This window comes from Pseudoselenomonas ruminis, assembly GCF_008271295.1.
Taxonomy (GTDB): domain Bacteria; phylum Bacillota; class Negativicutes; order Selenomonadales; family Selenomonadaceae; genus Selenomonas_A; species Selenomonas_A ruminis.
Genome location: NZ_VTOY01000019.1, coordinates 1 through 21,141 on the forward strand (window position 1 = coordinate 1; position 21,141 = coordinate 21,141).

Below are 21,141 nucleotides of genomic sequence, written 5' to 3' on the forward strand. Positions count from 1 at the left end.
TGCAAACTGTAATTTTCTTATACAAAAAGACCCGCTGTCTTTTCGACAACAGGTCTTTTCTATCGCAAACTGCTTTTATTTGACTTTTATCACGCCGGGCTGGATGATTTTCCAGGTTCCCTTGCGATTTTGAAATTTTGCCGGCAGGCGGACTTTGATTTCCTTACAGATGCCTGATTCATAATTTGAGGCAAAGGTCTCTTTCATACCGCCTTCCGTATGGAGCTTTTCATCGTAGTCATGGAGTGGATTCGGCACAACAACGAAGGCTCCCCCCGTTTCGGGGACCGCCCACGCCCAGTAGTTGCTTTCAGCCAACTGCTTGACCTCGCCAAACTTTGGCGATATCATGCCATTTTCCTGTGCGGCATGGTCAAGGCAAATCAAAAACGTAAGCTGGTGGGTGCCGGCAAAGGTTTCGCAGGCCTCCAAAGCCTTTGGCACATCCATGCTAGCCGCCAGATTGTTATAATCCTTCAAAAACTCCGCCCAGACTTCCTCAGCTCCTGTCGACTCCAACGGGTCGGGCTCCGGCGGCACAATCGCCACCGGCTGCGATTCCTCAACCGGCAGCTGCTTGCTCTTTAGTTCCTTGATTTCCTGCTGGAGTTTTGCGATATCCTGCTCCAAGACTTCAATCTTCAAGAACTGCCTGCGGCCACTGATAAGTATCGAACTGTTATAAGCACCTACCACTAAGCTCACAATTCCAATGACGCCCACCAATACCAACATCACCTGCGCCACTAACGGCGGGAATAACTCCATGACATTCGCATCCTTTCTGATTTTATTTTGTCTTGCCATTCAAACGATCCGCCAACTCGAGAATATTGCGGATACGCATGGCCTCGGTGGCCGTCAACATGCGGTCATCGTTCGAACCATTGACGCCGAGCATGCTGATTTTGGCCGCCAAAACGGCCGCGACTTCGCGCATGGCCTTGCCAGTCTCCGCGTCGACGGGCTGGTCACACCATTCCATGATACCCGTATCCGTCTGGGTCGTTGTCACCGCCCCCTGGGCCCGGATATGGAACAGCTGGTCATCGGTGGGCTGCAAGTCTACCCCCTGGAACCCCATCGGCCGGCCGCCGCGATGGCGCAGGATTACGTGCATGACGGCCACGCCGTCAGCCCCGCGAATCAGATAGGGCTGGAAGAAAATCCCGTCTTCCTCCGGGTCTTCATAGCGGTATGTTGTGGAGCCATCCGCTTCCTGTGTGACTTTCATATCGGCAATGAGCCCGCGGATAACCTGATCCGGTTCCTCACTGCGGCCCATGCGCATATCGAGAAGCTCCTGTTTGCGGCGGGCCTTTTCCCGAGCCGCCGCTTCCTTGGCTTCCCGCTCCTGTATCGCCGCCAGTTTGGCAGCTTCCTGCTTGTCTTTTTCGGCCTGCACGACGGCCCGGGTTTCATTGTAATGAATCGCTGCGACAGCGCCTGCACCACCGGCCACAGCTATGACCAGTAATCCCGCTACTGCATAGGATATCTTGCCCATGATGCCTCCCCCTTACCTTTACATCGAAATCTTCTTGCGAAGAAACTACTTTCCCATACTCTTCCTAATTCTCATATACGACAACCAGAAATTTTTTCCTGCTCATTCGGTAGATTTAGCTTACGCTTTAATCGTGCGGAAGCCGCTGGCCTTGTGGAGGCGGTTCATGATAGCCAGCCCCAGGCCATCGCTTGCCGTCCCTTCTCCCAAAAGGACATCCGCTGGTTTGTCATCAAAGCTTCGGAGGGCTTCATAGATATTGGCGGCAATGGCCGGCAAATCCTGCTGATGGCCGTAATCGGCCATTAAGTCCTCGGCCACCACACCTTTTAAGTCCTGCAGGACTTCATGGCTGGCCACTACCCCCACGGTATGCCCCTGGGCCTGCAACCGTTCGATTTCCCGCTGGAACGCCCTCGCCATGCGGGTGGGCATGCCTTCAATCAGCGTCATCGGCGCCTTGGGGGCATAATGGGTGTATTTCATACCGGGCGCCTTCGGTACCACTTTTTCTCCGACCAGCGCCGGGTCAAGGGTAACATTTTCCTCACCGAGAAGTTCGGCGAGCATTTCCCGTGTCACCGCACCGGGCCTCAGGATAACCGCTTTTCCTCCCGTGCAATCGACAATCGTCGATTCCACGCCAAACCGGCAGGCGCCACCATCGAGGATCAGCGGGATGCGTCCATCCATATCACGGGCAACCGATTCAGCGGTAGTCGGACTCGGACGCCCCGAGATATTCGCCGAAGGCGCCGCCACCGGTACGCCAGCCTCTTTTATCATCGCCCGGGCCACATCGTTTTCGGGCATGCGGATACCGACGGTGTCGAGGCCGCCCGTAATGCGGTCCGGCACAATGCTGCGCCGTTTCAGGATGAGCGTGATTGGCCCGGGGCAGAAGGCCGCCATAAGCTTTTCTGCCATCGGCGGGATGACGGCGGCAATCTGATCCACCATCGAACGATTCGCCACATGGAGAATCAGCGGATTGTCCGACGGGCGCCCCTTGGCATCATAAATCTTGGCACAGGCATCGCCATCAAGCCCGTTGGCCCCCAGCCCATAGACCGTTTCCGTCGGGAAGGCCACCAGTCCCCCCTGCCGAAGGATTTCCCCGGCTCTTTGCAGGTCCTCTTTCTGTTCTTTTATCCGTTCAATCTTTACGATCTCCGTCTGCAAATCACTCACTTCTTTCTCCACGCTACGACCACGCGGTCAATACCGGCATAGTCTTTGATGATTTCCGTCCGCTCAATCAGTGGATGTTCTTGGGCAAGATTGGCTACCGCTTCGGCCTGATGAATCCCCACCTCAAAGGCCATAAAGCCGCCTGCCAGCAGCATATCCGGGGCCTCGGCACAGAGGCGGCGGTAAAAATCTAAGCCATCCGCCCCGCCGCAAAGGGCTGTCATTGGCTCTTTGCAGCGCACCTCTGGTGCCAGCGTCTCAATATCTGCCTGCGGGATATACGGCGGATTGGAAAGAATCGCCGTGTAGGTCTTATCCTTGATCGGCTCCAGCAAATCTCCCGTATGGAAGGTGATGCGCTCCGTCAAGCCCAAGGCCGCCGCATTCTGTTCGGCCACCGCTCGCGCCCCTGGGCTGATATCAACGGTATCCGCCTCGGTGTTCTCCGTAAAGTGCAGGACCGACAGGCAAATCGCCCCACTGCCTGTGCCAATATCCGCAAAGCGATGAGCCTCCGGCGGCATCCCCTTCAGGGCGTCGACGGCGGTCTGAACCAGTATCTCTGTATCCGGTCTTGGCACCAGCGTATCCGAAGTGACCTGGAAGGTCAATCCCATGAATTCCTTTTCGCCCAAGATATAGGCCACCGGAACATGCGCCACGCGTTTTTTTATCATTTCGCGATAGGCAGCCAGCTCCTCCGCCTGCAAAGGTTCATCAAAATGAACATAGAGATAGATTCGCTGTTTCTTGAGCAGATGGGAAAGCAGTACCTCTGCGTCAAGGCGCGGGGATTCCACGCCTTTCTGCTCAAAGTACTGCTCGGTCCACTTGAGTATCCTGCCAATCGTCCATATTTCGTTATTTGCCATATCTTATTTCACCTGTTTCAGCCGTTCTGCCTGATCTGCCGTGATAAGTGCGTTTAAAATCTCCTCGAGTTCCCCATTCAGCACGGCATCGATTTTGTGCAGGGTCAAGCCGATGCGATGGTCCGTGACACGCCCCTGGGGGAAGTTATACGTGCGGATGCGCTCACTGCGGTCACCGGAACCGACCTGGCTCCGGCGGTCAGCAGCCACAGCATCCTCCTGCTCCTGGCGCGCCTTGTCGAGGATTCGCGCCCGCAAGACCTTCATGGCTTTTTCCTTGTTCTTGAGCTGGGATTTTTCATCCTGGCACTGCACGACGATACCCGTCGGCAGATGGGTGATGCGAATGGCCGTTTCCGTACGGTTTACGTACTGACCGCCGGCACCGGAGGCACAATACGTATCGATGCGAAGCTCATTCGGGTTGATGTCCACCTCGACATCCTCGACCTCTGGCAGTACGGCCACCGTTACCGCTGAGGTATGGATGCGCCCGCCGGACTCCGTAGCCGGCACGCGCTGGACGCGGTGCGTGCCGCTCTCGTATTTGAGACGGCTGTAAGCACCAAATCCCTTAACCATAAACGATACTTCTTTGAAGCCGCCGATTTCTGTCGCATTGGCATCGAGGAGTTCCGTGCGCCAGCCCTGTTTTTCGGCATAACGCGAATACATGCGGAACAAGTCGCCGGCAAACAGTGCTGCTTCCTCACCACCAACGCCGCCGCGAATCTCGACGATGACATTCTTATCGTCGTTGGGGTCTTTGGGAAGAAGCAAAATCGGCAGTTCCTGGTCGAGGGCTTCCTTCCTGACCGAAAGTGCTGCCAATTCCTCTTCGACAAGCTTGCGCATTTCATCGTCCAGCGCTTCTTCAAACATCGCCTTGTCTTCTTCGATGCCCTTTACCACCTGCTTGTACTCGCGGAACTTTTCCACGATGGGCGTAAGGGAGGCATGCTCCTTGTTGTAGCGCTGCCAACGGTCAATATCTGCAATAGTGGCAGGGTCGCTTATCAGCGACTCCAATTCCAAATATTTATCTTCAACGGCCTGGAGTTTTTCCAGCACGAAATTCACCTCTTCTTCAGGGTACTAATACTTCTTCGGTTTTCCGGTATTCCCCGGAACCGGCTGTGATTTCCTCAGCGGGCAGTACGGCCTTTAACGACTCGATTGCCACCTCTACCATCTCATCCTCCGGCGGACGCGTGGTGAGGTACTGGAGCCACAATCCCGGCTTGATTGCCGTCTGGATGATGGCATTTTGACTGCGTCCTGCCAGGCGGATAATCTCGTAGGAAATTCCCGCTACCACTGGCAGCAGCAGGATGCGGCTGGCAATGCGTTCCCACAGGGAAGGCCAGCCTAAAAAGGCAAAAACAAAAATCGAAACCAACATGACAATAAGCAGGAAGTTGGTGCCACAGCGCGGATGCAGCCGCGAGAACTTCTGCACATTCTCCACCGTCAGCGGCAAGCCGGCCTCATAGCAATGGATTGTCTTGTGCTCAGCGCCATGATATTGGAACACCCGGCGGATATCCTTCATGCGCGAAATTCCCCAGATATACAGCAGGAAAATCGCCAAGCGCAGAAATCCTTCCATGAGATTCAAAAAGAACGGATCCTCTGTGATGTCATGGAATAACTTCGCCGCCCCCGTGGGAATGGCGATAAAGAGAATGCTGGCCAATACCAGCGCGAACACAATAGTCCCTGCCAATTCTTTATCGGTCAGCTTCTCATCCTCTTCGCCAGCCATCTGGGCCGAATAGGAGAGGGATTTCATGCCGATTATCAACGACTCAACCAGCGACACCGAACCGCGCAGCATTGGCTTTTTGAGTATCGGGAAGCGCTCGGTGATGGAGTTCACCGGATTTGCCTCGACCTGTATCTCCCCCTGCGGGTCGCGGACAGCCGTAGCCGTCAGTTTCGGTCCGCGCATCATGACGCCTTCAATGACGGCCTGGCCGCCAACCATCAATCTATTCTGCAAAGGTAATTCCTCCTATCATTTTCGGAAGTACCGATTATTTCACTAATCTTATGAATTGCCTTAATCGGCTCACATAATAAAATAAGCAGAACAGATTGCTCTGCTCTGCTTATTTGTCGTTCGATTATTTCTTGGCGAGACGCTTGTTGAACTTCTCGATACGACCACCTGCCTGAACGTCACGCTGACGACCCGTGAAGAACGGATGGCATTTGGAGCAAACATCGATACGAAGATCTGCAACCGTAGAACCCGTTTTGAACGTGTTGCCGCAGCCGCAGGTTACCGTAGCCTCGTGGAATTCCGGATGGATACCCTGTTTCATTATTACACCTCGCTTTCACCCCAAGAAACTGGGAATTGATACAAGCTCACTATGCGCAAGCTTGGTTTAGACCTAGCTCCCCGTCGGGGTAAAGCCAGTCAATCTTTGACTTGGAAACAGACGTCATTACGTCCATTACTGGATTATTATATCACGGTGCCGTATACTGTGCAAGGGAATTTCAATGTTTTCCGCGCCCAGCTGCCTTCTGGCAATCGGGGCAAACGCCAAAGAAATAGTATTGATGATCCGTAATCGCATAACCAGTCTCGTCAGCAGCCTGCTTCTCCATCGCCTCCGAGGACAAATCCTCCATGATGTCATCCACACGCCCGCAGCACGTGCAGCGGATATGTGGATGATGCGACGTGTTGGCATCGTAGCGGAAGGCCTCTTCCCCCAAATTGAGTTCCTGAGCCAGACCCACTTCGCAAAGAATCGCCAACGCCTTGTAAACCGTTGCCAGACTCATCGTCGGATAATACGGCTGAAGCTCCTGATAAATCGTCTCCGCATTGGGATGAGCTGTCGTATGAGCGAGCACGTCATAAACCGCCAACCGCTGCGGGGTGACCTTAAAACCGCGTTCCCGCAAAAGAGCCGTCACTTCTTTGGGTTTCAACATTGTCTTCATGACAAAATCCTTTCTCCATGACATGATAACAAATAATGATTATCCATTTGTATTTATTTTATCCGATACCTGGCTCTTCTGTCAACAAAAAAACACCACCGCCGGTCCCCCGGCAGTGGTGCTTCAGCGGCTCACAAAAATCAAGCAACCGCTGGTTTCTTATCGGCCTTCGGTTCAACTACAACGCCAGCATTCCGCAGCAGCGCAGCTGCGCGGCGAATCTGTACCGTGCGCTCAAAAAAGACGCACTCTTTGTTCCAGTTGATGCTAGTACGGGTCTTTTTCATGATAGTCTCTCCTTTGCGATAAATATAAGATAAGTTCAAGATAACTTTATGGTATTGTAACACACTTCTTACGTTATGTCACCATAAAAATTAGTAATGGAAGTCCGCTTCAAACATACGATGCCATGGCAGCGTAACCTGCACTTGGTCCAAGCCCGGATAAGGCGGCAGATTCCGGTAAACGAACTGACGCATGAGGCTCGTGATGCGACGGCTTACGCCCTGCTCATGGTCACCGAGATTTTCGTAGACATCGTTTCGGCGGAACAAGGCCACACTGTCAGCTACAGCAGTACGCACGTTAGCCTGATAGCCCCAATCCTCCAGATAACGGCGGGTCAGCAGGCGGTCGCAGGCGTCGTTTTCCATACGGTTGGCCAAAAGCCCTGTTCCGATGACAAAGCCCGTGCTGTTGGTCGGCGTGTTCCACCCGGAATAAGCCCGGATCTTATACAGCAGGTCCTTGTCCCGCAGCTGATTCATCAGCGCATTGTCCGCGCCGTTGGCAAAAGCAATATCGGCAATGCCGACGGCATAGCCCTTATCGACATAATTCGTCACCAGATTGACAAATCCCTTGGTCGTATTGCGGGGAGCACCGTCGTTGCGCAGCGGCACGCCTGGGGCGACGTCATTGGCTTCGCCAGTGTGGCCGTTCTTGTTGGTGTTCACGAGCAGGACGAAGTCCGCTTTCTCCGGCTGGGTCACCATCATGCCGCCCGCCACCAGCACCGATGCGCGAATGGTATCCCCGATGCGGTTATCGGAATAACTCGGCACCGTGTTCGCACCAGCCCCTTTGTTGTATCTGACATAGATAAACGGAATCTGATGCTCCAAATCATTGACTGCCCGGCTTAAAAGCAGCATGCCAAATTCGTCAATACCGGAGAGCATCTGAAACTTCGTCTCGGGAATATCCTTGGCATAGGCCGCCAGCTGGCGGCTTTCGCGATGCGTCTGCGACAGCGGCGCATTGTCGTCCTTGCCGATGACCAGATAACTAAAAGTTCCCTGACGGGTCAAATCCAGTAGCTTCTTCGTCGTGGCCAGATTTTTCTGGCGGCGGGCTTTCCAATCCTGCCATACCGCCTGAGGGACAGCTTCCTTATGCTGCTGCATAGCGGCCGTTTCCTCACTGCTCAGCCCCTGCATCTCGGCTTTATCCTGCAGCGAGGTTGCCTGGAAAATATCGCCGCCATACTGCTGATAGTAGGCCGGTTCCTCATCCCCGGCATGCGCGCCATCTATCGGCGTGCGCATCAGTGAGCTGAACACGTAGAGCTTGAGCCCCGGATTTTCCTGACGGAGCCGCGCGAACTCCTGCACCCGCGTATCCAGCGTTGTTTCCGGAATCTCATGTTTGCGCGAATTAATGAGGCCGCCGTACAGCAAAGCATCGGCGGAAACCATCGCCGCCTTGGCCCCGCGGATATTCTCATGCGTCCACTGCCAGAGCTTATCGGGATCGCCCGGCTGGTTGGTCCCGCGATTTAAATAATCCTCTGGCGGCATTACCACCTCGTAGCCGAGACTGCGAACCACCTCCGCCGTTTCCTCGCCGGAAATAGGGCGGTTATCCTGCGGGATAAACACCAGTTTTCCCTTGGCCGCTTCAACGTTTTGCCCGGGCCACACGCAAAACAGCCCCCACACGAGCATCCCCAAAACCATTATTATCCGTTTCATTCGTCCACCTCTTCTGGCGAAACAATCTCACGCCGCTTTTTTAGTAATTCTACACCATCGTACGCTGCCCCGCAATCCTCAGCGTTCCAGCTGTTTCCGCGCATAGATATCCGTCGCGAAATCAATCATTTCCTTCCAGCTGCCAAAGCGGGTGGTCTTTTCAACATGTTTATCCATCTGCTCTTCGGGCAGGTCCTCAAAATCCTGCTGGGATTCGATACGGAATTTCCCACCCTGCAGGAATTTTTCAAAGGTGCGGTAATTCGTATACTTGCGCATAAATGACTTGTCAAATAAATCCGCAAAATCCACCGGCTGCGGCATGCTCCCCGGCAGCTGGTAATAGCCCGTCAGTTTTACCAATCCAATCACCTCATAGTTTTCGTGTTTATCCTTATCTTAACGCATCCCATGCCATCCCGCAATCAAAAGAAAACGGGCCGTTGCCGCAGGGTTCTGTGAAAAGCTAAATTGCGTTATAATTAAAGTATTATTGCAGCGAGGAGGGACCCTTATGCGTTTTCAGACAGGAAGCCTATTCGTCAGCCTATGGTTTATCGGAATTCTCAGTACCCCTTGTGAGGCCGCTTTGGCCCAAACGGCAGATGGCGAGCTCAGCCAATTGCGTTATGCGCAGGAGCTTATCGCCGCCAGCCAAGACCAGAAAACCTACCACCAAGCCGCCAGAATACTGCGCCGGCTCAGCGGCAGCCAGGATGCCAAAATCCGCCACGATGCCGCCGTGTGCCAGGCCGCCAATAATCTGCGCCACGGCCTGCTGGCCAATACCCGCCAAACGTATTTAGACCTGCTGGCTCAAAATCCCATGGATGCTGATGCGCTTGCCCTGCAGGCTGAGTACGAACGCCTGCCGCTCCATTGTCTCTCCTCCTACTACCACAGCCAAAGCGATGAAAAACGGAACAACAAGCAAGCTGCTGGCATTACCTACGACAGTTATTGGGGACATAATTTCTATTTAAGCCGCGACTACAGCCAGCACCATCTGACAGCTAATGGTCACTCGGCCTCTTACCTGGCCTCGGTTTCGGAATTAAAACGCCAATTTGCCTGGGGTTCTATCAGCGGTGCCATAAGCAGCTATTTTAAAGCCAATGCCAAAAGCGGCGGCCGCCTGGCCCTGACCTATGAGCCTGCCGACAGCTCCGAGTTACTGCTCGAAGCCGGACGGCGCCTGCACGAACATGCCGGTACCGTGCGCTCTGGCATCCGGGAAACCTATCAGGGCCTGACGTTCAAACACGATTTAACCGCTAAAACCACCTTCGTCCTCGGTGCCGAAAGCGCTGAGCTCACCGACCAGAATGCCTATCGCGAATATCGGGCAAAACTCATCCAACGCTTGCAGAAACGCCACAACTATCAGGACGCCCTGCAACTGACCGGCAGCCGCCGCCACTATGATCACGAGCAGATAAGCTACGATGCGCCCCGCCGGCGGCTCGAATATGCCGCCGGCTTCAGCCGCCAATGGAATAGCGCCAGAAAAAGCGCCCGCTTCACCTGGCAGACGTTGCTTGGCAGACAGCGCGACAACGAGGAACGGCCTTCCTTCACACCAGCCGTGCACCTTGAATACCGCCGCGATTTCCGGCACCATCAAAACCTCACGATTGACAGCACCTATAAACGCTATCTTCACCAGCCAGCAGACAGCCATCGCCGTCACGAGAGCTGTTCGCTCGGCATCCGCTATGCCTGGTGCTGGTGATAAAAAGAGGACCACCGGGCTCTGCCCTATGGTCCTCTTTTCCTATCGTTATAACTCACGCTTCACAGTTTGCGCCGCCATTTTATTCGACCAATACCGTCGGCTTGCTACTGCCCTTGAACATCAGGAAGTCATAATCCTGGAAGTTAATGCAGCGGAAGGTTACCTTGTATTTTTCAGCCTTCGGCAGCTCGGCCAGCGGAATGATGTCGCTCGCCGTAGTCGATCCGCCCGGCGCTACGAGCTGTTTTGCCTCGACGCTCTGGAAATCACGCCCCGTTACCGGGCTCTTCATCGGCTCGCCTGCCTGGTCAAGGGCGCGGACGGAAAGTTCAATGCTCGAAAAACCCTTGGCCATCTTATTCGTATAGAGCAGGCAAAGCTGCGGATGACCAGCCGCATCCATCGTAATCTGCGCATCCTTGAGCATCAGGATGAGTTCATTCGTCTCATTGTTGATGAGCTTGCGGTCCTTGTGCTTGAGCGAAAGCACCCCTGCCTGCGGCGTTTCGACCGCCGGTTTATCCTTGCCCTTTTCCGCAGGTTCCGTCTGCGCCGGCTGCGGCACGTCGTTGGCACTCGACGAGTTATGTACGGCCATAAAGCCAAGGCCGAGAACCGCTACTACGCCGAGCGTAATTGCCACAATCTTGGCCGTCGAAGAACGGCTCTGCGGCTGCTGATAATAGCCCCCCTGCATGCCCAGCTGCGCATTCGGCGGCATCGTCATCCCATTGGGCTGCTGCGATGCGCCCATCGTCTGAGTTGGCTGTACCGCCGGCTGAGCCGCTTGCTGTGCGGGTGTCTGAGCGGCAGGCTCCGGCGTTACCCGGGCACCACAATTCTTGCAGAACGTCGCGTTATCCGGCAATTGGGTATTACAATTCTTGCAAAACATAATAGTTCCTCCCTCAATCCATATCGTCCAATAGTTCCCTTCGTCCTCTAACGCGATTCCCATCCATAATTCTCAAAAAGCATTTCTGATTAAGCCACCGCCATCACGGCAATGGCTGCACGCCGCCAGCCGCTTTAGCCTGCTGTTGTATCGTCGAAATCTGCCGCAGCCCGGCATGGAGCATGACCAGCAGAAAAATCCACACGACAGCCATCAAACCGACCTGAGTGATAAGTGGCATGATATGCGATAGAAGCGGCATATCCCAAAGTCCATGAAGCACAATACTGACGGCCAGGAACTTCAAAAAGCGCATATCCATCAGATGGTCTGCACATAGCGGCTTTTCCCCTTTGACCATCGCCAGCGCCGCCCCCGTAAGTCCGGCCCAGGCCACATGACCGCCCAGCGCCAGGGCGCCGCGCAAGTAGAGCACCGTCAAACTGTTGCTCTTGGCGATATAGCCCGCCGTTTCGAATACGGCAAAGCCAGCACCAACGGCCGCGCCAATCAAAAGGCCGTTTAAGATGTACTTTTTCTCCTGCCCGCGCAGGAAATAGGCAATGACCATGACCTTGCCCACTTCCTCGGCCAATCCGACGAGGAAAGTGCTCATATTATTCAGCTTGTCAAAACCGATAAAGCCATAAACAAACATCGTCATAATCAGTGACATGACGCCGCCGATAAAGAAAACCTGCGTTGTCTCAAATATGCTGATGTTCCGCGGCGCATTGACTTCAAAAAAGAATATCAGCGCCGAAAACGGTACGGCCAGCGCCCCGATGAAGATAACACCGGGCGCCGCCAGCTTGTTGCCTAGCATCTGGTTCATAAACAACAGGCCCAGCATGGTCACCGCCAGCACCAAAAACACCCGCGAATAGAGCCACGGATGCGGCCAATCGGTCGAAATCTGTTCTTCCGGCGGCGTCGTTGCCGCCGTTCCGTAGATGAAGATTTGTTCCGCTTCCTGCTTTGTATGCTTGCGGAATACATTCTCCACCAAGTCTTTCATCTTTAACTCAACGTGTTCCGTTCCACCGGTCATACGGTTGACGTTATCGATGAGGGAATCAAGTGTCCCCTTCTGCGGCGGCAGGCGCCGCCCATAATAGGGCCGCTGAAACATCGGCCGCCCCTGGTAACCAGCTGGCGCCCCCTGCATCCCCATCGGTGGCGGAGCCAAAACCGGCTGGCCGCACTTCGTACAGAAGCGCTCATCCCCCGTTAGCTGTGCCCCACAATTCACACAGAACATGGCTTATCCCTCCCTAATTTCCATATTCTGATAGATACCATATCATGGAAAAATAACAAGTTCAATCCAAACCAAACCGATTTAACGGACCTCTAATTGAAGATTAACAGTCATCAAACAATTCATGCGTAATATGTACAAAGAGGACGTATGTACACTTCGTAATTTCTGGTATCTGGATTAAAGATACCTAAATGAGAAATGAGGGATTTTATGTTTTGTATGAAATGCGGAAAAGAACTACCCAGTGATTCCAAATTCTGTATAAACTGCGGCGCACCAGTTGAAGCATCAGAACCGGTCACGCCGCCCCAAGCTGCAGGCGCGCCGAGCCAGCCAGCCGTCAGCCAATCGGCACCGGACGAACCGTCGCCCGTGCAGCCGGCTGCCCCGGAACCACAGCCCGTTATGCAGCCAGCAGCAATGCAGCAGCCTGCCATAACGGCACCACAGCCACAGCCGGTCCAGTTTGCGGCCGCTGCCCCCAACCAGAATTTCTCCATGCCCTACGGTCCGGCAGCCAGCGGAATGGCACCTGCCTATATGGGTATGGGGCCTGACTTCACGCCCGAAGAAATCTCGCTGATTAACAAGGGCTGGACGTTCTGCAAGATAGCCGCCCTGCTGCCAATTGGCTACGGCTTCCTGCACGGCTTTTTTAACCTGCCCGACATCACCCGGGTTCTGTCGCTGGTTGCCGCCATCCTGCTCTGCATTGACAAAAGCTATCTGAGCCGCGTGGCCATCCCCATGTCCTCCTGGTACTATGTGGCGATTTTCTTCTGCCCGCCCCTCTACCTCTACAACCGCGAAAAATTGACCGGTCACGGCCACGCACTTTCCATCGTGTACGGAGCCCTTTATGCCATCGGCATCTTAGTCCTTCTGGCAGCCATTGCCAAAATCTCTTAATAATAAAAGTAATGAAAAACCTGCCGCCAGCTTGAAGCTGGCGGCAGGTTTTTCATTGAAGCTTCACGGCAGGCGAAGCTGCTTTCCCGCTACATAGCGGGCCGTAATATCTTCCGGAGTACCATGATAGATAAAATGCTGCCAACGCTCCTGAACGGAACGCTCCGCCAAGGCTTTGGGAGTCTTTACCACCAGGAAATCGGCGTCATAATCCGGTTCAAAGCTACCTACCTTGCCGAAGAAGGAGCCCCCGCCCTTGGTGGCCAGATAGAAGGCCTCTGGCAGCGTCAGGGCTTTTTCCTCGGGATAGTCCATCGCCCGCACCTTGGAAACCTGTATGGCCCGCACGATGACATGGGGCATAAAGAGGTCATGCCCAGCCCCCACATCACTGCCCAGAGCCACCTTGGCGCCTGCCTGCAGGAACTTACGGACTGGCATGATGCCGCTGGTAAGATTCAGATTGGATTCAGGGCAAAAAACAGGATATACGCCACGGCTTACCATCTCTTTGATTTGTGCCTCGCTCATATGAATGCAGTGCGCCATCAGCGTCGGCGTGTCTCCATAGAGGCCAAAATGTTCATATACCTTCGGGTACTCGCGGATTTTAGGAAAGAGCTCTGCTACCCATTGGATTTCTGCCTTATTCTCAGATAAATGCGTCTGCACCGGAAGGTTTTCCCGTTTTGCCAACGCTCCAAGGTCCTGCAAAAGCTCCGGCGTCACCGATGGCGCAAACCGGGGCGTGAGGATTGGCCGCACCAAATCCGTCCAGACCGGCGCCTTAACAAACCGCTCCGTTTCCGCCAACGAACCGGCACTTGTCTCGCATAGATAATCCGGTGCATTGCGGTCCATATTTACTTTGCCCACATAGGCCCCGAGACCGCGCTCCGTAAGTTTCCTGGCGAGTATTTCTGCGCCCTGGCGATGGATGGTTCCATATACTGCCGACCGCGTTGTGCCACACTTTGCGAGCTCTGCCGCAAAATCGCCATATACCCGTTCCGCATAGGCAGTATCCGAAAATTTACGTTCCTCAGGGAACGTATACTTCTCAAGCCATTCCAAAAGGGCCTCATCCATCCCCAAGCCAATCTGCCGGTATTGGGCCGCATGGACATGCAAATCGCAGAAACCTGGCAGGATAAGCTTTCCCCGGCAATCCTGTTTTTTCCACCCCTCGTAGTCTTTCGGCAGCTTATCATAAGCACCTTGGACCTTTCCTTCTTTTACCACCAGGTAGCCCTGCGGCAGGATTTTGGCCTCCCCGCAGGCCGGCGTATAAACGATATCGCCCTGTACGACATAATTCCGCGATGCCGCGAATGCCGCCGAAGCCAAGGCCAGCCAGCAGACCCAAAGAACAAACAAACCTCCCTTGATGTGCCACTTCATACCTTCCCCTCCCTCATAGTCTGACCGATAAATATTACCCTAATATTCAAGAAAGGCTGTGCATTATCCTGCACAGCCTTTCGCGGATTTTTATTCTGTTATCCCTTGGCCGAAACCTCGTTATAAACATCCTTGAGCAATGTTTCTTTGCGGAGGTCCAGACATTCGCAGTGGCGGTCATTGGCATCGACATTGCGAATCGTCTCGAGGATGATTTCGCCGATCATCGGCGCATCGTCGTAGAAGATGTCCGACATGTCCTTATGCGACCATTTCTCGCGGATTCCTTCGCCGTAGTTTACCGTGAAGTAAAGCCCCGCATAGCAGGCACCGATTTCGCGGGCCAGATATACCTCCGGCGCAATGCTCTGGCCGACGATATCCGCATGGCCGTTCATCATCGCAACCTCCGCCGGGCTCTCGAAATGACGGCCATCGGTAACGGCATAAGTGCCGCGGATGAACACGCGGCCGTCAAAGCGCTTCTTCGTCGACTCAATCAGCGCCTGCCGCATCTCCGGGCAGAGCGCGTCGCGCATAATCAAGAGGTAGCGGCCATCGAGCATGACGTCCTTGCGAACCGAAAGGTCGAGATAATCATCAGGAATGATGAAATCCCGCAGGTCCAGCAATTTGTTGACCGTGCCAACGCCGCCCTCGGAAATGATGCGCTTGACGCCGGCCTCGCGGAAGGTCCAGAACACCTGACGGCTCGCATCGGCGCGCGTGACGCCCGAGCGCCAGCCATGCATCTTGACGGTCAATACCCGCTTCTGCCCCACGCGGAACAGGCGGATAGCCGGACTCATGCCATAGGGCGTCTCAAAGTGCAGGTTGTCGGCCAAAATTTCGACATCTTCATCCGGCAGGTTGGCCGGAAAGTTGCTCGACAGCGTACCCGAGCCGCCCACGACGGCATAATCCGCTTTTGGAATCTTACTTTCACTCATAATTTATCTCCTCAAAACCGGCGGATGACATTGTATTCCGTATCGCGCTGGGCTGGCTGTTTGCCAGCGCCGCGAATGATGTCCGCCATCTTGTTGATACTCATCTCGTAATTCGTGCCAGCCGCGCGCACGACATTTTCCTCCAGCATGATGCTGCCGAGGTCATCGGCACCAAAGCCAAGGGTCAGCTGGCCGATGCGCTCGCCCTGCGTTACCCACGAGCCCTGGATATGCTTGATATTATCCATATAAAGGCGCGTCATCGAAAGCGTCTTCATATAGTCCCAGCCGCTGGTCTTCTCGCCGCCGAGTTCCGTATTGCCCGGCTGGAACGTCCAGGTGATGAATGCACGGAACCCGCCGGTCTTGTCCTGCAAGCGGCGGATTTTTTCCATGTGCTCAATGCGCTGGGCCATGGTCTCACCGAAGCCAATGACCATCGTCGCCGTGCTCTCCATGCCGATGGAATGCGCGCACTCCATGACATGCAGCCAGTCATCCGTCATGATTTTCTTCGGGCTGACGCGGCGGCGCACTTCATCCACCAGGATTTCCGCACCGCCGCCCGGCAGGCTGTCGAGGCCTGCCTCCTGCAAACGCTTCAGCGTGTCCAGGATTGAGAGGCCCGCCTGCTGGGCAAAATACTGGATTTCCGTCGCCGTGAACGAGTGAATCGTAATCGACGGAAAGTTCTGCTTGATAAGCCGCAGCATCTTTTCATAGTAGTCCAGGCCCAAATCAGGATAAAGACCGCCCTGTATCATGACCTGCGTGCCGCCACATTCTACCGTCTCACGGACTTTTGCCAAAATCTCATCATAGGTCAGCAGATAGGCATCTTTGTGTTCCTTGCGCCGGAAAAAGGCACAAAACTTGCACTCGTTCTTGCAGACGTTGGTATAGTTTATATTGCGGTCCACGATGAACGTAACCGTATCGTCAAACAGCTTGCGGCGAGCGGCATCGGCCTGCTGCCCGAGTTCAATCGGGTCGCCGTGCAGCAAAAGCTTCTCGCCCTGCTCTGGCGTCAATCTCATAGTTGTCCCTCCGCTATCTCATGATAGAAGGTATCGCGTTCTACCGGCTCGTAGCCCGTTTCCCTTATCATCTTTTCGAGTACCGGACGCGTGATGCCCGTATTCGTCTTGGCCCCAGCCGCGTGGATAATCTTTTCCTCGCCGATGGTTCCATCCAGATCATCCGCACCAAAGCCCAGCGCCAACTGGGCAATCGGCATGGTCAGCATAATCCAAAAGGCCTTGATATGGTCGATATTGTCAAGAATCAGGCGGGAAAGCGCCATCATCTTCATATCTTCCCACGAACCGACGCGCTTCAGGTTCTGTTCCTCCCCGAGCTTCGTATTTCCCGGATGGAACGGGAACAGCATAAACGCCTGAAAGCCCTTGGTCTCATCCTGTATGTCCCGCAGGGTGAAGAGGTGCTGCAATCGCTCGCGGATGGTCTCGACATGGCCGTACATGATGGAGGCATTCGTGCGGATACCAAGGCTGTGCGCTGTCTTCATCGTCTCTATCCATTCCGCCGTCGTGGCCTTTTTCGGACAGATAATCTGACGCACGCGGTCGGAAAGAATCTCGGCCCCACCACCCGGCAGGCTGTCGAGCCCGGCTTCCTGCAAAATTACCAGCACCTCGCGAATGGACTTGCCCGTCATCTTGGCGAAATTTACGATTTCTACCGGCGTGAAGGCCTTCACGTCAACAGCTGGCAGCGCGGCTTTGACCCGGCGCACTACCTCAACATAGTATTCAAACGGTTTATCCGGATGAAGTGCCGATACAATATGAATCTCGGACAGATTGCGGACCTTTTGGGCTTCGGCCAAAATCCGGTCGATATCCTCATGCTCCAGCGTAAAGCCGCGTTTATCCCCGGCCTCTACCTGAAACGCACAAAGCGGACAGTTCGCACTGCAAATATTCGTGAGGTTGATATGACGATTGACCGTATAATATACCTTTTTGCCGCTCTTTTTCTCCTTGGCCTTGCGCGCGCACTCCGCCAGGAACAGGATATCGTTGTCTTCATATAATGCCAGCGCATCCTCAAGCGTCAAACGCTCGCCAGACGCCGCTTTGGCACGGGCCGTTGCTATTTTATCGTTCATGCCTTTTCCTCTTCTCTTTCTCCCCGGACAGGAGAAAGCCTGTTACTCATATTTCTTGATGATGTTGAAGTTGCAGTCACAGGAGGCCGGGATTCTGCCTGCCTCTTTAACGATGCGGATAATCTGATTCTCCGAAAGGGCCGTCGGGCTCGTCGCCCCCGCATCATGCAGAATGGTTTCCTTATGGACCGTGCCATCGATATCGTTGGCACCAAAGCCCAGTGCCACCTGGGCCACCGGAACCGTCAGCATGACCCAGTACGCCTTGATGTTGGTGAAATTGTCGAGCATCAGGCGGGAAATCGCCATGGTGCGCAAATCATCCCACATGCTGGTCTGCTTGACGCGCTTGCCGAGCTCCGTGTTCTTCGGCAGGAACGGGAAACAGATAAACGTCTGGAAACCGCCCGTCTCATCCTGCAGCTCACGAAGGCGGAGCAGATGGTCTACGCGCTCTTCCAGCGTCTCAATATGGCCATAGAGCATGCTGGCATTCGACTTGATGCCGAGTTTGTGGGCCGTGCGGGCCACCTCAAGCCACTGGTCAGCCGTTGCCTTATCCGGGCAAAGCTCCCCGCGTACGCGGTCCGAGAGGATTTCGGCACCGCCGCCGGCGATAGCCTGAAGACCGCCTTCATCCCGCAGGCGGATCAATACCTCTTCGATGGACAGCCCCGAAATCTGCGCAAAATGCGTAATCTCGACACCGGTAAATCCCTTCATATAAAGATTCGGGAATGTTTCGTGGAGTGCTTTGACAATCCCGAGATAATGCTCGAAGGTCCAGGTCGGATGGAGGCCGCTTACGACATGAAGCCCCGCCAAATCCGGGTCTTTCATCGCATCGCGGACAAGGTTCAGCGCCTGCTCCTTGCTCATGGCGTAAGCACCTTTCTCACCCTCCTCGCGGCCAAAGGCACAGAACTTGCATTGGGCCGTGCAGACATTGGTGAGATTTACGTGACAATTGACGTTATAGTAGACAATATCGCCGCATTTCTTCTTGCGGACATAATCGGCCATAGCTCCGAGCCAGGCAATATCCGGGCAATGGAAAAGCCGGATACCATCTTCCCGGCTCAGCCGCTCACCCTTTAGGATTTTCTCTTCAATATCCTGGTAGTTTTCCGCTGCTAACACTACATTCCCTCCAAAATGTACAATTCATATCTTCTAATTATAGCATCTATCCGTAGCATTTGCAGTTATTTATCGCATTCCTGCGGCCCTTTAATCGGAAAATAATAGTTTACTTAATCAACTTTTAACAGCCAGCTTCTTGTTTTCTAAAACTTGCCCGCTATACTGTTAACTGTAGTCAGGAAGGACACAAACACAAGTCTCTAAGGATGGAGGCGCTCATAAGCAACGCTAGCCGGTAATCCATGAACCGGCCCCATAAAAAAAGGAGATGAGTGTCATGTTCAAGAAAAAAAGTCTAAAAGTCATGGCTGTGGCCCTGGCCAGTTTCGTAAGCCTTGGCATCTTTGGTGCTACGGCATCCGAAGCCAGCCCCTTCCACAGTGGTCATGACTATGAAATCACCCAGCTGGCGCACAAGCATCACAGCTATCACCCCAAGAAGTACTCCGAGGGTGACCGCAATACCGCTGCCATTGCAGGTGCAGTAGCCGGTTATTTCATCGCGAAGAACACCTGATTATAGTTTCCCCAACTTCCCTATTTTTCCCTATTTTTTTCCCTAAATTTCTCACTTTCCCAAAAAATAGAACAAAAATGTGCAAAAGACCGCTGTCCGCTTTCCCCGCTGACAGCGGTCTTTTCGTCATGCCATAAACGGCTCTCGTGGGACTTACGACCTAATTAGTTTACTTAATCAACTTTTAATCTTATTCCTATTGTTTTCTAAAAATGCCTCAGTATACTATTACTTGTAGTCAGGAGATACCTGATGCAACTACCTTATGGTAATTCTTCTTCCCCAGAAGGATTTACATACATTCGATTCCTAAATCTCTAATTCTCTCGAAAAAAGCGACATGCCCCCACAGCATGTCGCTTTTTTCTGTTTATAAATATTCCTCGAAGCGCTCCATATCGAGCACGCGGATATGCTTTCCGTCCACAGCGAGGATTCCCTCCCGGTCCATAGCCGAGAGTTCCCGCGACAGTGAGGGCCGCGTAGCCGCCAGATAGGCGGCCATGTATTCACGGCTGATGGCAAGCTTCACACTCCCGTCCTGCCCCAGGTTCTGGAACAGGAAGCGGACGATTTTCTCCCGCAGGCTGCCACTGGCCAGTACTTTAATCTTGCCCTGCATAAAATACGCCTTGCGGGCAAAGATGCGCATGAGATTCTGCTGGACCATCAGGGCACTTTTCGTCATCGTGCCCCCGGCACCAAAGCTCAGCAAATGGCTGGAAATCTCCAAAACCTTCGACGGGACTGCCGCCTCCACATACATATCATAAGGCTGGCCTAAAACATCGTAGACCTCGCCAAACATGTCGCCGGCCTCATTGATTTCCGACAGGAAAATCTGACGCCCCGAAAAGGTATCCTTCAAAATATGGACTTCCCCTGAGAGCAGGATGTAGATACAGCGCGGCATCTCCCCGTCGCGAAAGACGATATCGCCCTTGCTGTATTCTTTGATGCGCACCTGGGACGAGTCCAGCAACTCGCCGATCTCCGCCTCGTCCATACCGGCACAAAGCGTACAGCTTTGCATCACCGCCGTTAATTTTTCCTTATCACAGCCCATGCTTATTCCTCAACGAGAATCTTTTCAATCTCGACGACATACATCGTGTGGTAGTCGTTGTTGTTCCACTTCTCATCGCTGGCTTTATCGATAAAGCACTGCTGCTCCATCTCCTGCGCGTAAAGCTTGCGGCAGAACATCGTCACCCGCGCTTCCTCGAAATAGGTCATGCCGTTCTCATGCTTGACCGTCAGGCCGGCTTTGGCAATCTTATCCTCATCGCGGCCCGATACCGTGCCGAAGTAGCTCATCATCTTGCGGCGGTCTTCTTTGAATACGGACAGCGTCAGGCCATCGGCTTTATCGACAAACTGCTTCGTGTAACGGCTCGGACGGATAAATACGAATGCTACCGGTTTGCCCCAGAGAATGCCCATACCGCCCCAGGAGGCCGTCATGGCATTGGATTTGCCCTCGGCTTCGCCAGTGACCAGCATCCATTCTTTGCCGATAACCTGAAATACATTTTCGTTAAACTCTTCGGGTTTGATTTCTTTTACTGCCATTTGTTCTTCTTCCTTTCCTCGTCAAAGCTGTCATCCACATTTTTATACAAGAAATCCACAAAGCATTGTAGTTATCCACAGTTCTGCCGTGGATATCCTCAACATTTTGTGGATAAG

The 21,141-nt window shown here is 53.8% G+C and carries 23 protein-coding genes; 3 read left to right on the top strand and 20 right to left on the bottom strand.

What is annotated here, in order from left to right:
* Positions 1–75: 75 nt before the first annotated feature.
* The 11 genes from FZ040_RS12770 to FZ040_RS12815 all read right to left on the bottom strand — a co-directional run bounded on the left by FZ040_RS12770 (position 76) and on the right by FZ040_RS12815 (position 8,879).
* The gene (locus tag FZ040_RS12770; RefSeq protein ID WP_149172354.1) at positions 76–807 is read right to left on the bottom strand and encodes a hypothetical protein; all 732 of its coding nucleotides are present in this window, start codon (positions 805–807) and stop codon (positions 76–78) included.
* Positions 791–1,507, bottom strand: a complete 717-nt coding sequence (locus FZ040_RS12775) for a hypothetical protein (protein WP_149172355.1) — start codon at positions 1,505–1,507, stop codon at positions 791–793. The genes FZ040_RS12770 and FZ040_RS12775 overlap by 17 nt, the downstream gene beginning before the upstream one ends.
* A 120-nt stretch (positions 1,508–1,627) precedes the next feature.
* Positions 1,628–2,689, bottom strand: a complete 1,062-nt coding sequence (locus FZ040_RS12780; protein WP_149172380.1) for an L-threonylcarbamoyladenylate synthase — start codon at positions 2,687–2,689, stop codon at positions 1,628–1,630.
* A 5-nt stretch (positions 2,690–2,694) separates the two neighbouring features.
* On the bottom strand, positions 2,695–3,570 hold the full coding sequence (prmC, locus tag FZ040_RS12785) for a peptide chain release factor N(5)-glutamine methyltransferase (protein ID WP_149172356.1): 876 nt from the start codon (positions 3,568–3,570) through the stop codon (positions 2,695–2,697).
* Between the two features lie 3 nt (positions 3,571–3,573).
* Positions 3,574–4,641 carry a peptide chain release factor 1 gene (gene prfA, locus FZ040_RS12790; RefSeq protein WP_149172357.1) on the bottom strand — a complete coding sequence of 356 codons (1,068 nt, stop codon included), beginning with the start codon at positions 4,639–4,641 and terminating at the stop codon, positions 3,574–3,576.
* Between the two features lie 16 nt (positions 4,642–4,657).
* Positions 4,658–5,557, bottom strand: a complete 900-nt coding sequence (locus FZ040_RS12795; RefSeq protein ID WP_149172381.1) for a DUF1385 domain-containing protein — start codon at positions 5,555–5,557, stop codon at positions 4,658–4,660.
* 139 nt (positions 5,558–5,696) lie between these two features.
* Entirely contained in the window at positions 5,697–5,897 is a 201-nt protein-coding gene (rpmE, locus tag FZ040_RS12800; RefSeq protein WP_033171209.1) for a 50S ribosomal protein L31, read from the bottom strand.
* 181 nt (positions 5,898–6,078) lie between these two features.
* Positions 6,079–6,531: a transcriptional regulator PerR gene (gene perR / locus FZ040_RS12805; RefSeq protein ID WP_255448893.1), complete on the bottom strand. Its 453-nt coding sequence runs from the start codon at positions 6,529–6,531 to the stop codon at positions 6,079–6,081.
* A gap of 140 nt (positions 6,532–6,671) precedes the next feature.
* Positions 6,672–6,818: a hypothetical protein gene (locus FZ040_RS14040; RefSeq protein WP_156033536.1), complete on the bottom strand. Its 147-nt coding sequence runs from the start codon at positions 6,816–6,818 to the stop codon at positions 6,672–6,674.
* 90 nt (positions 6,819–6,908) lie between these two features.
* Complete coding sequence (locus FZ040_RS12810) at positions 6,909–8,507, bottom strand: DUF4127 family protein (RefSeq protein WP_149172358.1); 1,599 nt, start codon at positions 8,505–8,507, stop codon at positions 6,909–6,911.
* A 78-nt stretch (positions 8,508–8,585) separates the two neighbouring features.
* Positions 8,586–8,879, bottom strand: a complete 294-nt coding sequence (locus FZ040_RS12815; protein ID WP_255448894.1) for a hypothetical protein — start codon at positions 8,877–8,879, stop codon at positions 8,586–8,588.
* Positions 8,880–9,021: 142 nt separating this feature from the next.
* On the opposite strand from FZ040_RS12815, the gene FZ040_RS12820 reads away from it, so the two are divergent.
* Entirely contained in the window at positions 9,022–10,239 is a 1,218-nt protein-coding gene (locus tag FZ040_RS12820) for a hypothetical protein (RefSeq protein WP_149172359.1), read from the top strand.
* 82 nt (positions 10,240–10,321) lie between these two features.
* On the opposite strand, the gene FZ040_RS12825 is transcribed toward FZ040_RS12820, so the two are convergent.
* Both FZ040_RS12825 and FZ040_RS12830 read right to left on the bottom strand, forming a co-directional pair.
* Positions 10,322–11,137 carry a zinc ribbon domain-containing protein gene (locus FZ040_RS12825; protein WP_187620344.1) on the bottom strand — a complete coding sequence of 272 codons (816 nt, stop codon included), beginning with the start codon at positions 11,135–11,137 and terminating at the stop codon, positions 10,322–10,324.
* 103 nt (positions 11,138–11,240) lie between these two features.
* A complete protein-coding gene (locus tag FZ040_RS12830) occupies positions 11,241–12,398 on the bottom strand; it encodes a PrsW family glutamic-type intramembrane protease (RefSeq protein ID WP_149172361.1) in 1,158 nt (385 codons plus the stop codon).
* Positions 12,399–12,941: 543 nt separating this feature from the next.
* Between FZ040_RS12830 and FZ040_RS14275 the strand changes: the two genes are divergently transcribed.
* Positions 12,942–13,310 (top strand): hypothetical protein, encoded by a 369-nt coding sequence (locus FZ040_RS14275; RefSeq protein ID WP_255448896.1) that lies wholly within the window; start codon positions 12,942–12,944, stop codon positions 13,308–13,310.
* A gap of 63 nt (positions 13,311–13,373) precedes the next feature.
* Here the strand turns inward: FZ040_RS14275 and FZ040_RS12840 are convergent, their stop codons facing one another.
* From FZ040_RS12840 to mqnE, 5 genes are all read right to left on the bottom strand, one after another.
* Entirely contained in the window at positions 13,374–14,711 is a 1,338-nt protein-coding gene (locus FZ040_RS12840) for an amidohydrolase family protein (RefSeq protein ID WP_149172363.1), read from the bottom strand.
* A gap of 98 nt (positions 14,712–14,809) precedes the next feature.
* A complete protein-coding gene (locus FZ040_RS12845) occupies positions 14,810–15,661 on the bottom strand; it encodes an MTAP family purine nucleoside phosphorylase (protein WP_149172364.1) in 852 nt (283 codons plus the stop codon).
* A gap of 11 nt (positions 15,662–15,672) precedes the next feature.
* Positions 15,673–16,698: a cyclic dehypoxanthinyl futalosine synthase gene (mqnC, locus tag FZ040_RS12850; protein WP_149172365.1), complete on the bottom strand. Its 1,026-nt coding sequence runs from the start codon at positions 16,696–16,698 to the stop codon at positions 15,673–15,675.
* Positions 16,695–17,792: a radical SAM protein gene (locus tag FZ040_RS12855; RefSeq protein WP_149172366.1), complete on the bottom strand. Its 1,098-nt coding sequence runs from the start codon at positions 17,790–17,792 to the stop codon at positions 16,695–16,697. The genes mqnC and FZ040_RS12855 overlap by 4 nt, the downstream gene beginning before the upstream one ends.
* Positions 17,793–17,834: 42 nt before the next feature.
* A complete protein-coding gene (gene mqnE, locus FZ040_RS12860) occupies positions 17,835–18,932 on the bottom strand; it encodes an aminofutalosine synthase MqnE (protein WP_149172367.1) in 1,098 nt (365 codons plus the stop codon).
* Between the two features lie 280 nt (positions 18,933–19,212).
* Here mqnE and FZ040_RS12865 point away from each other — a divergent pair, with 280 nt between their 5' ends.
* Positions 19,213–19,452, top strand: a complete 240-nt coding sequence (locus FZ040_RS12865) for a hypothetical protein (protein ID WP_149172368.1) — start codon at positions 19,213–19,215, stop codon at positions 19,450–19,452.
* Between the two features lie 370 nt (positions 19,453–19,822).
* Here FZ040_RS12865 and FZ040_RS12870 read toward each other — a convergent pair whose 3' ends face one another.
* The gene (locus tag FZ040_RS12870; protein WP_149172369.1) at positions 19,823–20,518 is read right to left on the bottom strand and encodes a Crp/Fnr family transcriptional regulator; all 696 of its coding nucleotides are present in this window, start codon (positions 20,516–20,518) and stop codon (positions 19,823–19,825) included.
* Between the two features lie 2 nt (positions 20,519–20,520).
* Positions 20,521–21,024, bottom strand: a complete 504-nt coding sequence (locus FZ040_RS12875; protein ID WP_149172370.1) for a flavin reductase family protein — start codon at positions 21,022–21,024, stop codon at positions 20,521–20,523.
* Between the last annotated feature and the right edge of the window lie 117 nt (positions 21,025–21,141).

Bases quoted from the DNA above. Each gene is read 5' to 3' on its own strand.
- FZ040_RS14275 (WP_255448896.1), top strand. From the start codon at position 12,942: ATGGGTATGGGGCCTGACTTCACGCCCGAAGAAATCTCGCTGATTAAC.
- FZ040_RS12810 (WP_149172358.1), bottom strand. From the start codon at position 8,507: ATGAAACGGATAATAATGGTTTTGGGGATGCTCGTGTGGGGGCTGTTT.
- FZ040_RS12845 (WP_149172364.1), bottom strand. From the start codon at position 15,661: ATGAGTGAAAGTAAGATTCCAAAAGCGGATTATGCCGTCGTGGGCGGC.
- FZ040_RS12795 (WP_149172381.1), bottom strand. From the start codon at position 5,557: ATGGTTGGCGGCCAGGCCGTCATTGAAGGCGTCATGATGCGCGGACCG.
- mqnC (WP_149172365.1), bottom strand. From the start codon at position 16,698: ATGAGATTGACGCCAGAGCAGGGCGAGAAGCTTTTGCTGCACGGCGAC.
- perR (WP_255448893.1), bottom strand. From the start codon at position 6,531: ATGAAGACAATGTTGAAACCCAAAGAAGTGACGGCTCTTTTGCGGGAA.
- prmC (WP_149172356.1), bottom strand. From the start codon at position 3,570: ATGGCAAATAACGAAATATGGACGATTGGCAGGATACTCAAGTGGACC.
- FZ040_RS12820 (WP_149172359.1), top strand. From the start codon at position 9,022: ATGCGTTTTCAGACAGGAAGCCTATTCGTCAGCCTATGGTTTATCGGA.
- FZ040_RS12855 (WP_149172366.1), bottom strand. From the start codon at position 17,792: ATGAACGATAAAATAGCAACGGCCCGTGCCAAAGCGGCGTCTGGCGAG.
- FZ040_RS12825 (WP_187620344.1), bottom strand. From the start codon at position 11,137: ATGTTTTGCAAGAATTGTAATACCCAATTGCCGGATAACGCGACGTTC.
- rpmE (WP_033171209.1), bottom strand. From the start codon at position 5,897: ATGAAACAGGGTATCCATCCGGAATTCCACGAGGCTACGGTAACCTGC.
- FZ040_RS12770 (WP_149172354.1), bottom strand. From the start codon at position 807: ATGGCAAGACAAAATAAAATCAGAAAGGATGCGAATGTCATGGAGTTA.
- FZ040_RS12775 (WP_149172355.1), bottom strand. From the start codon at position 1,507: ATGGGCAAGATATCCTATGCAGTAGCGGGATTACTGGTCATAGCTGTG.
- FZ040_RS12840 (WP_149172363.1), bottom strand. From the start codon at position 14,711: ATGAAGTGGCACATCAAGGGAGGTTTGTTTGTTCTTTGGGTCTGCTGG.
- FZ040_RS12875 (WP_149172370.1), bottom strand. From the start codon at position 21,024: ATGGCAGTAAAAGAAATCAAACCCGAAGAGTTTAACGAAAATGTATTT.
- FZ040_RS12830 (WP_149172361.1), bottom strand. From the start codon at position 12,398: ATGTTCTGTGTGAATTGTGGGGCACAGCTAACGGGGGATGAGCGCTTC.
- FZ040_RS12870 (WP_149172369.1), bottom strand. From the start codon at position 20,518: ATGGGCTGTGATAAGGAAAAATTAACGGCGGTGATGCAAAGCTGTACG.
- FZ040_RS12865 (WP_149172368.1), top strand. From the start codon at position 19,213: ATGTTCAAGAAAAAAAGTCTAAAAGTCATGGCTGTGGCCCTGGCCAGT.
- FZ040_RS14040 (WP_156033536.1), bottom strand. From the start codon at position 6,818: ATGAAAAAGACCCGTACTAGCATCAACTGGAACAAAGAGTGCGTCTTT.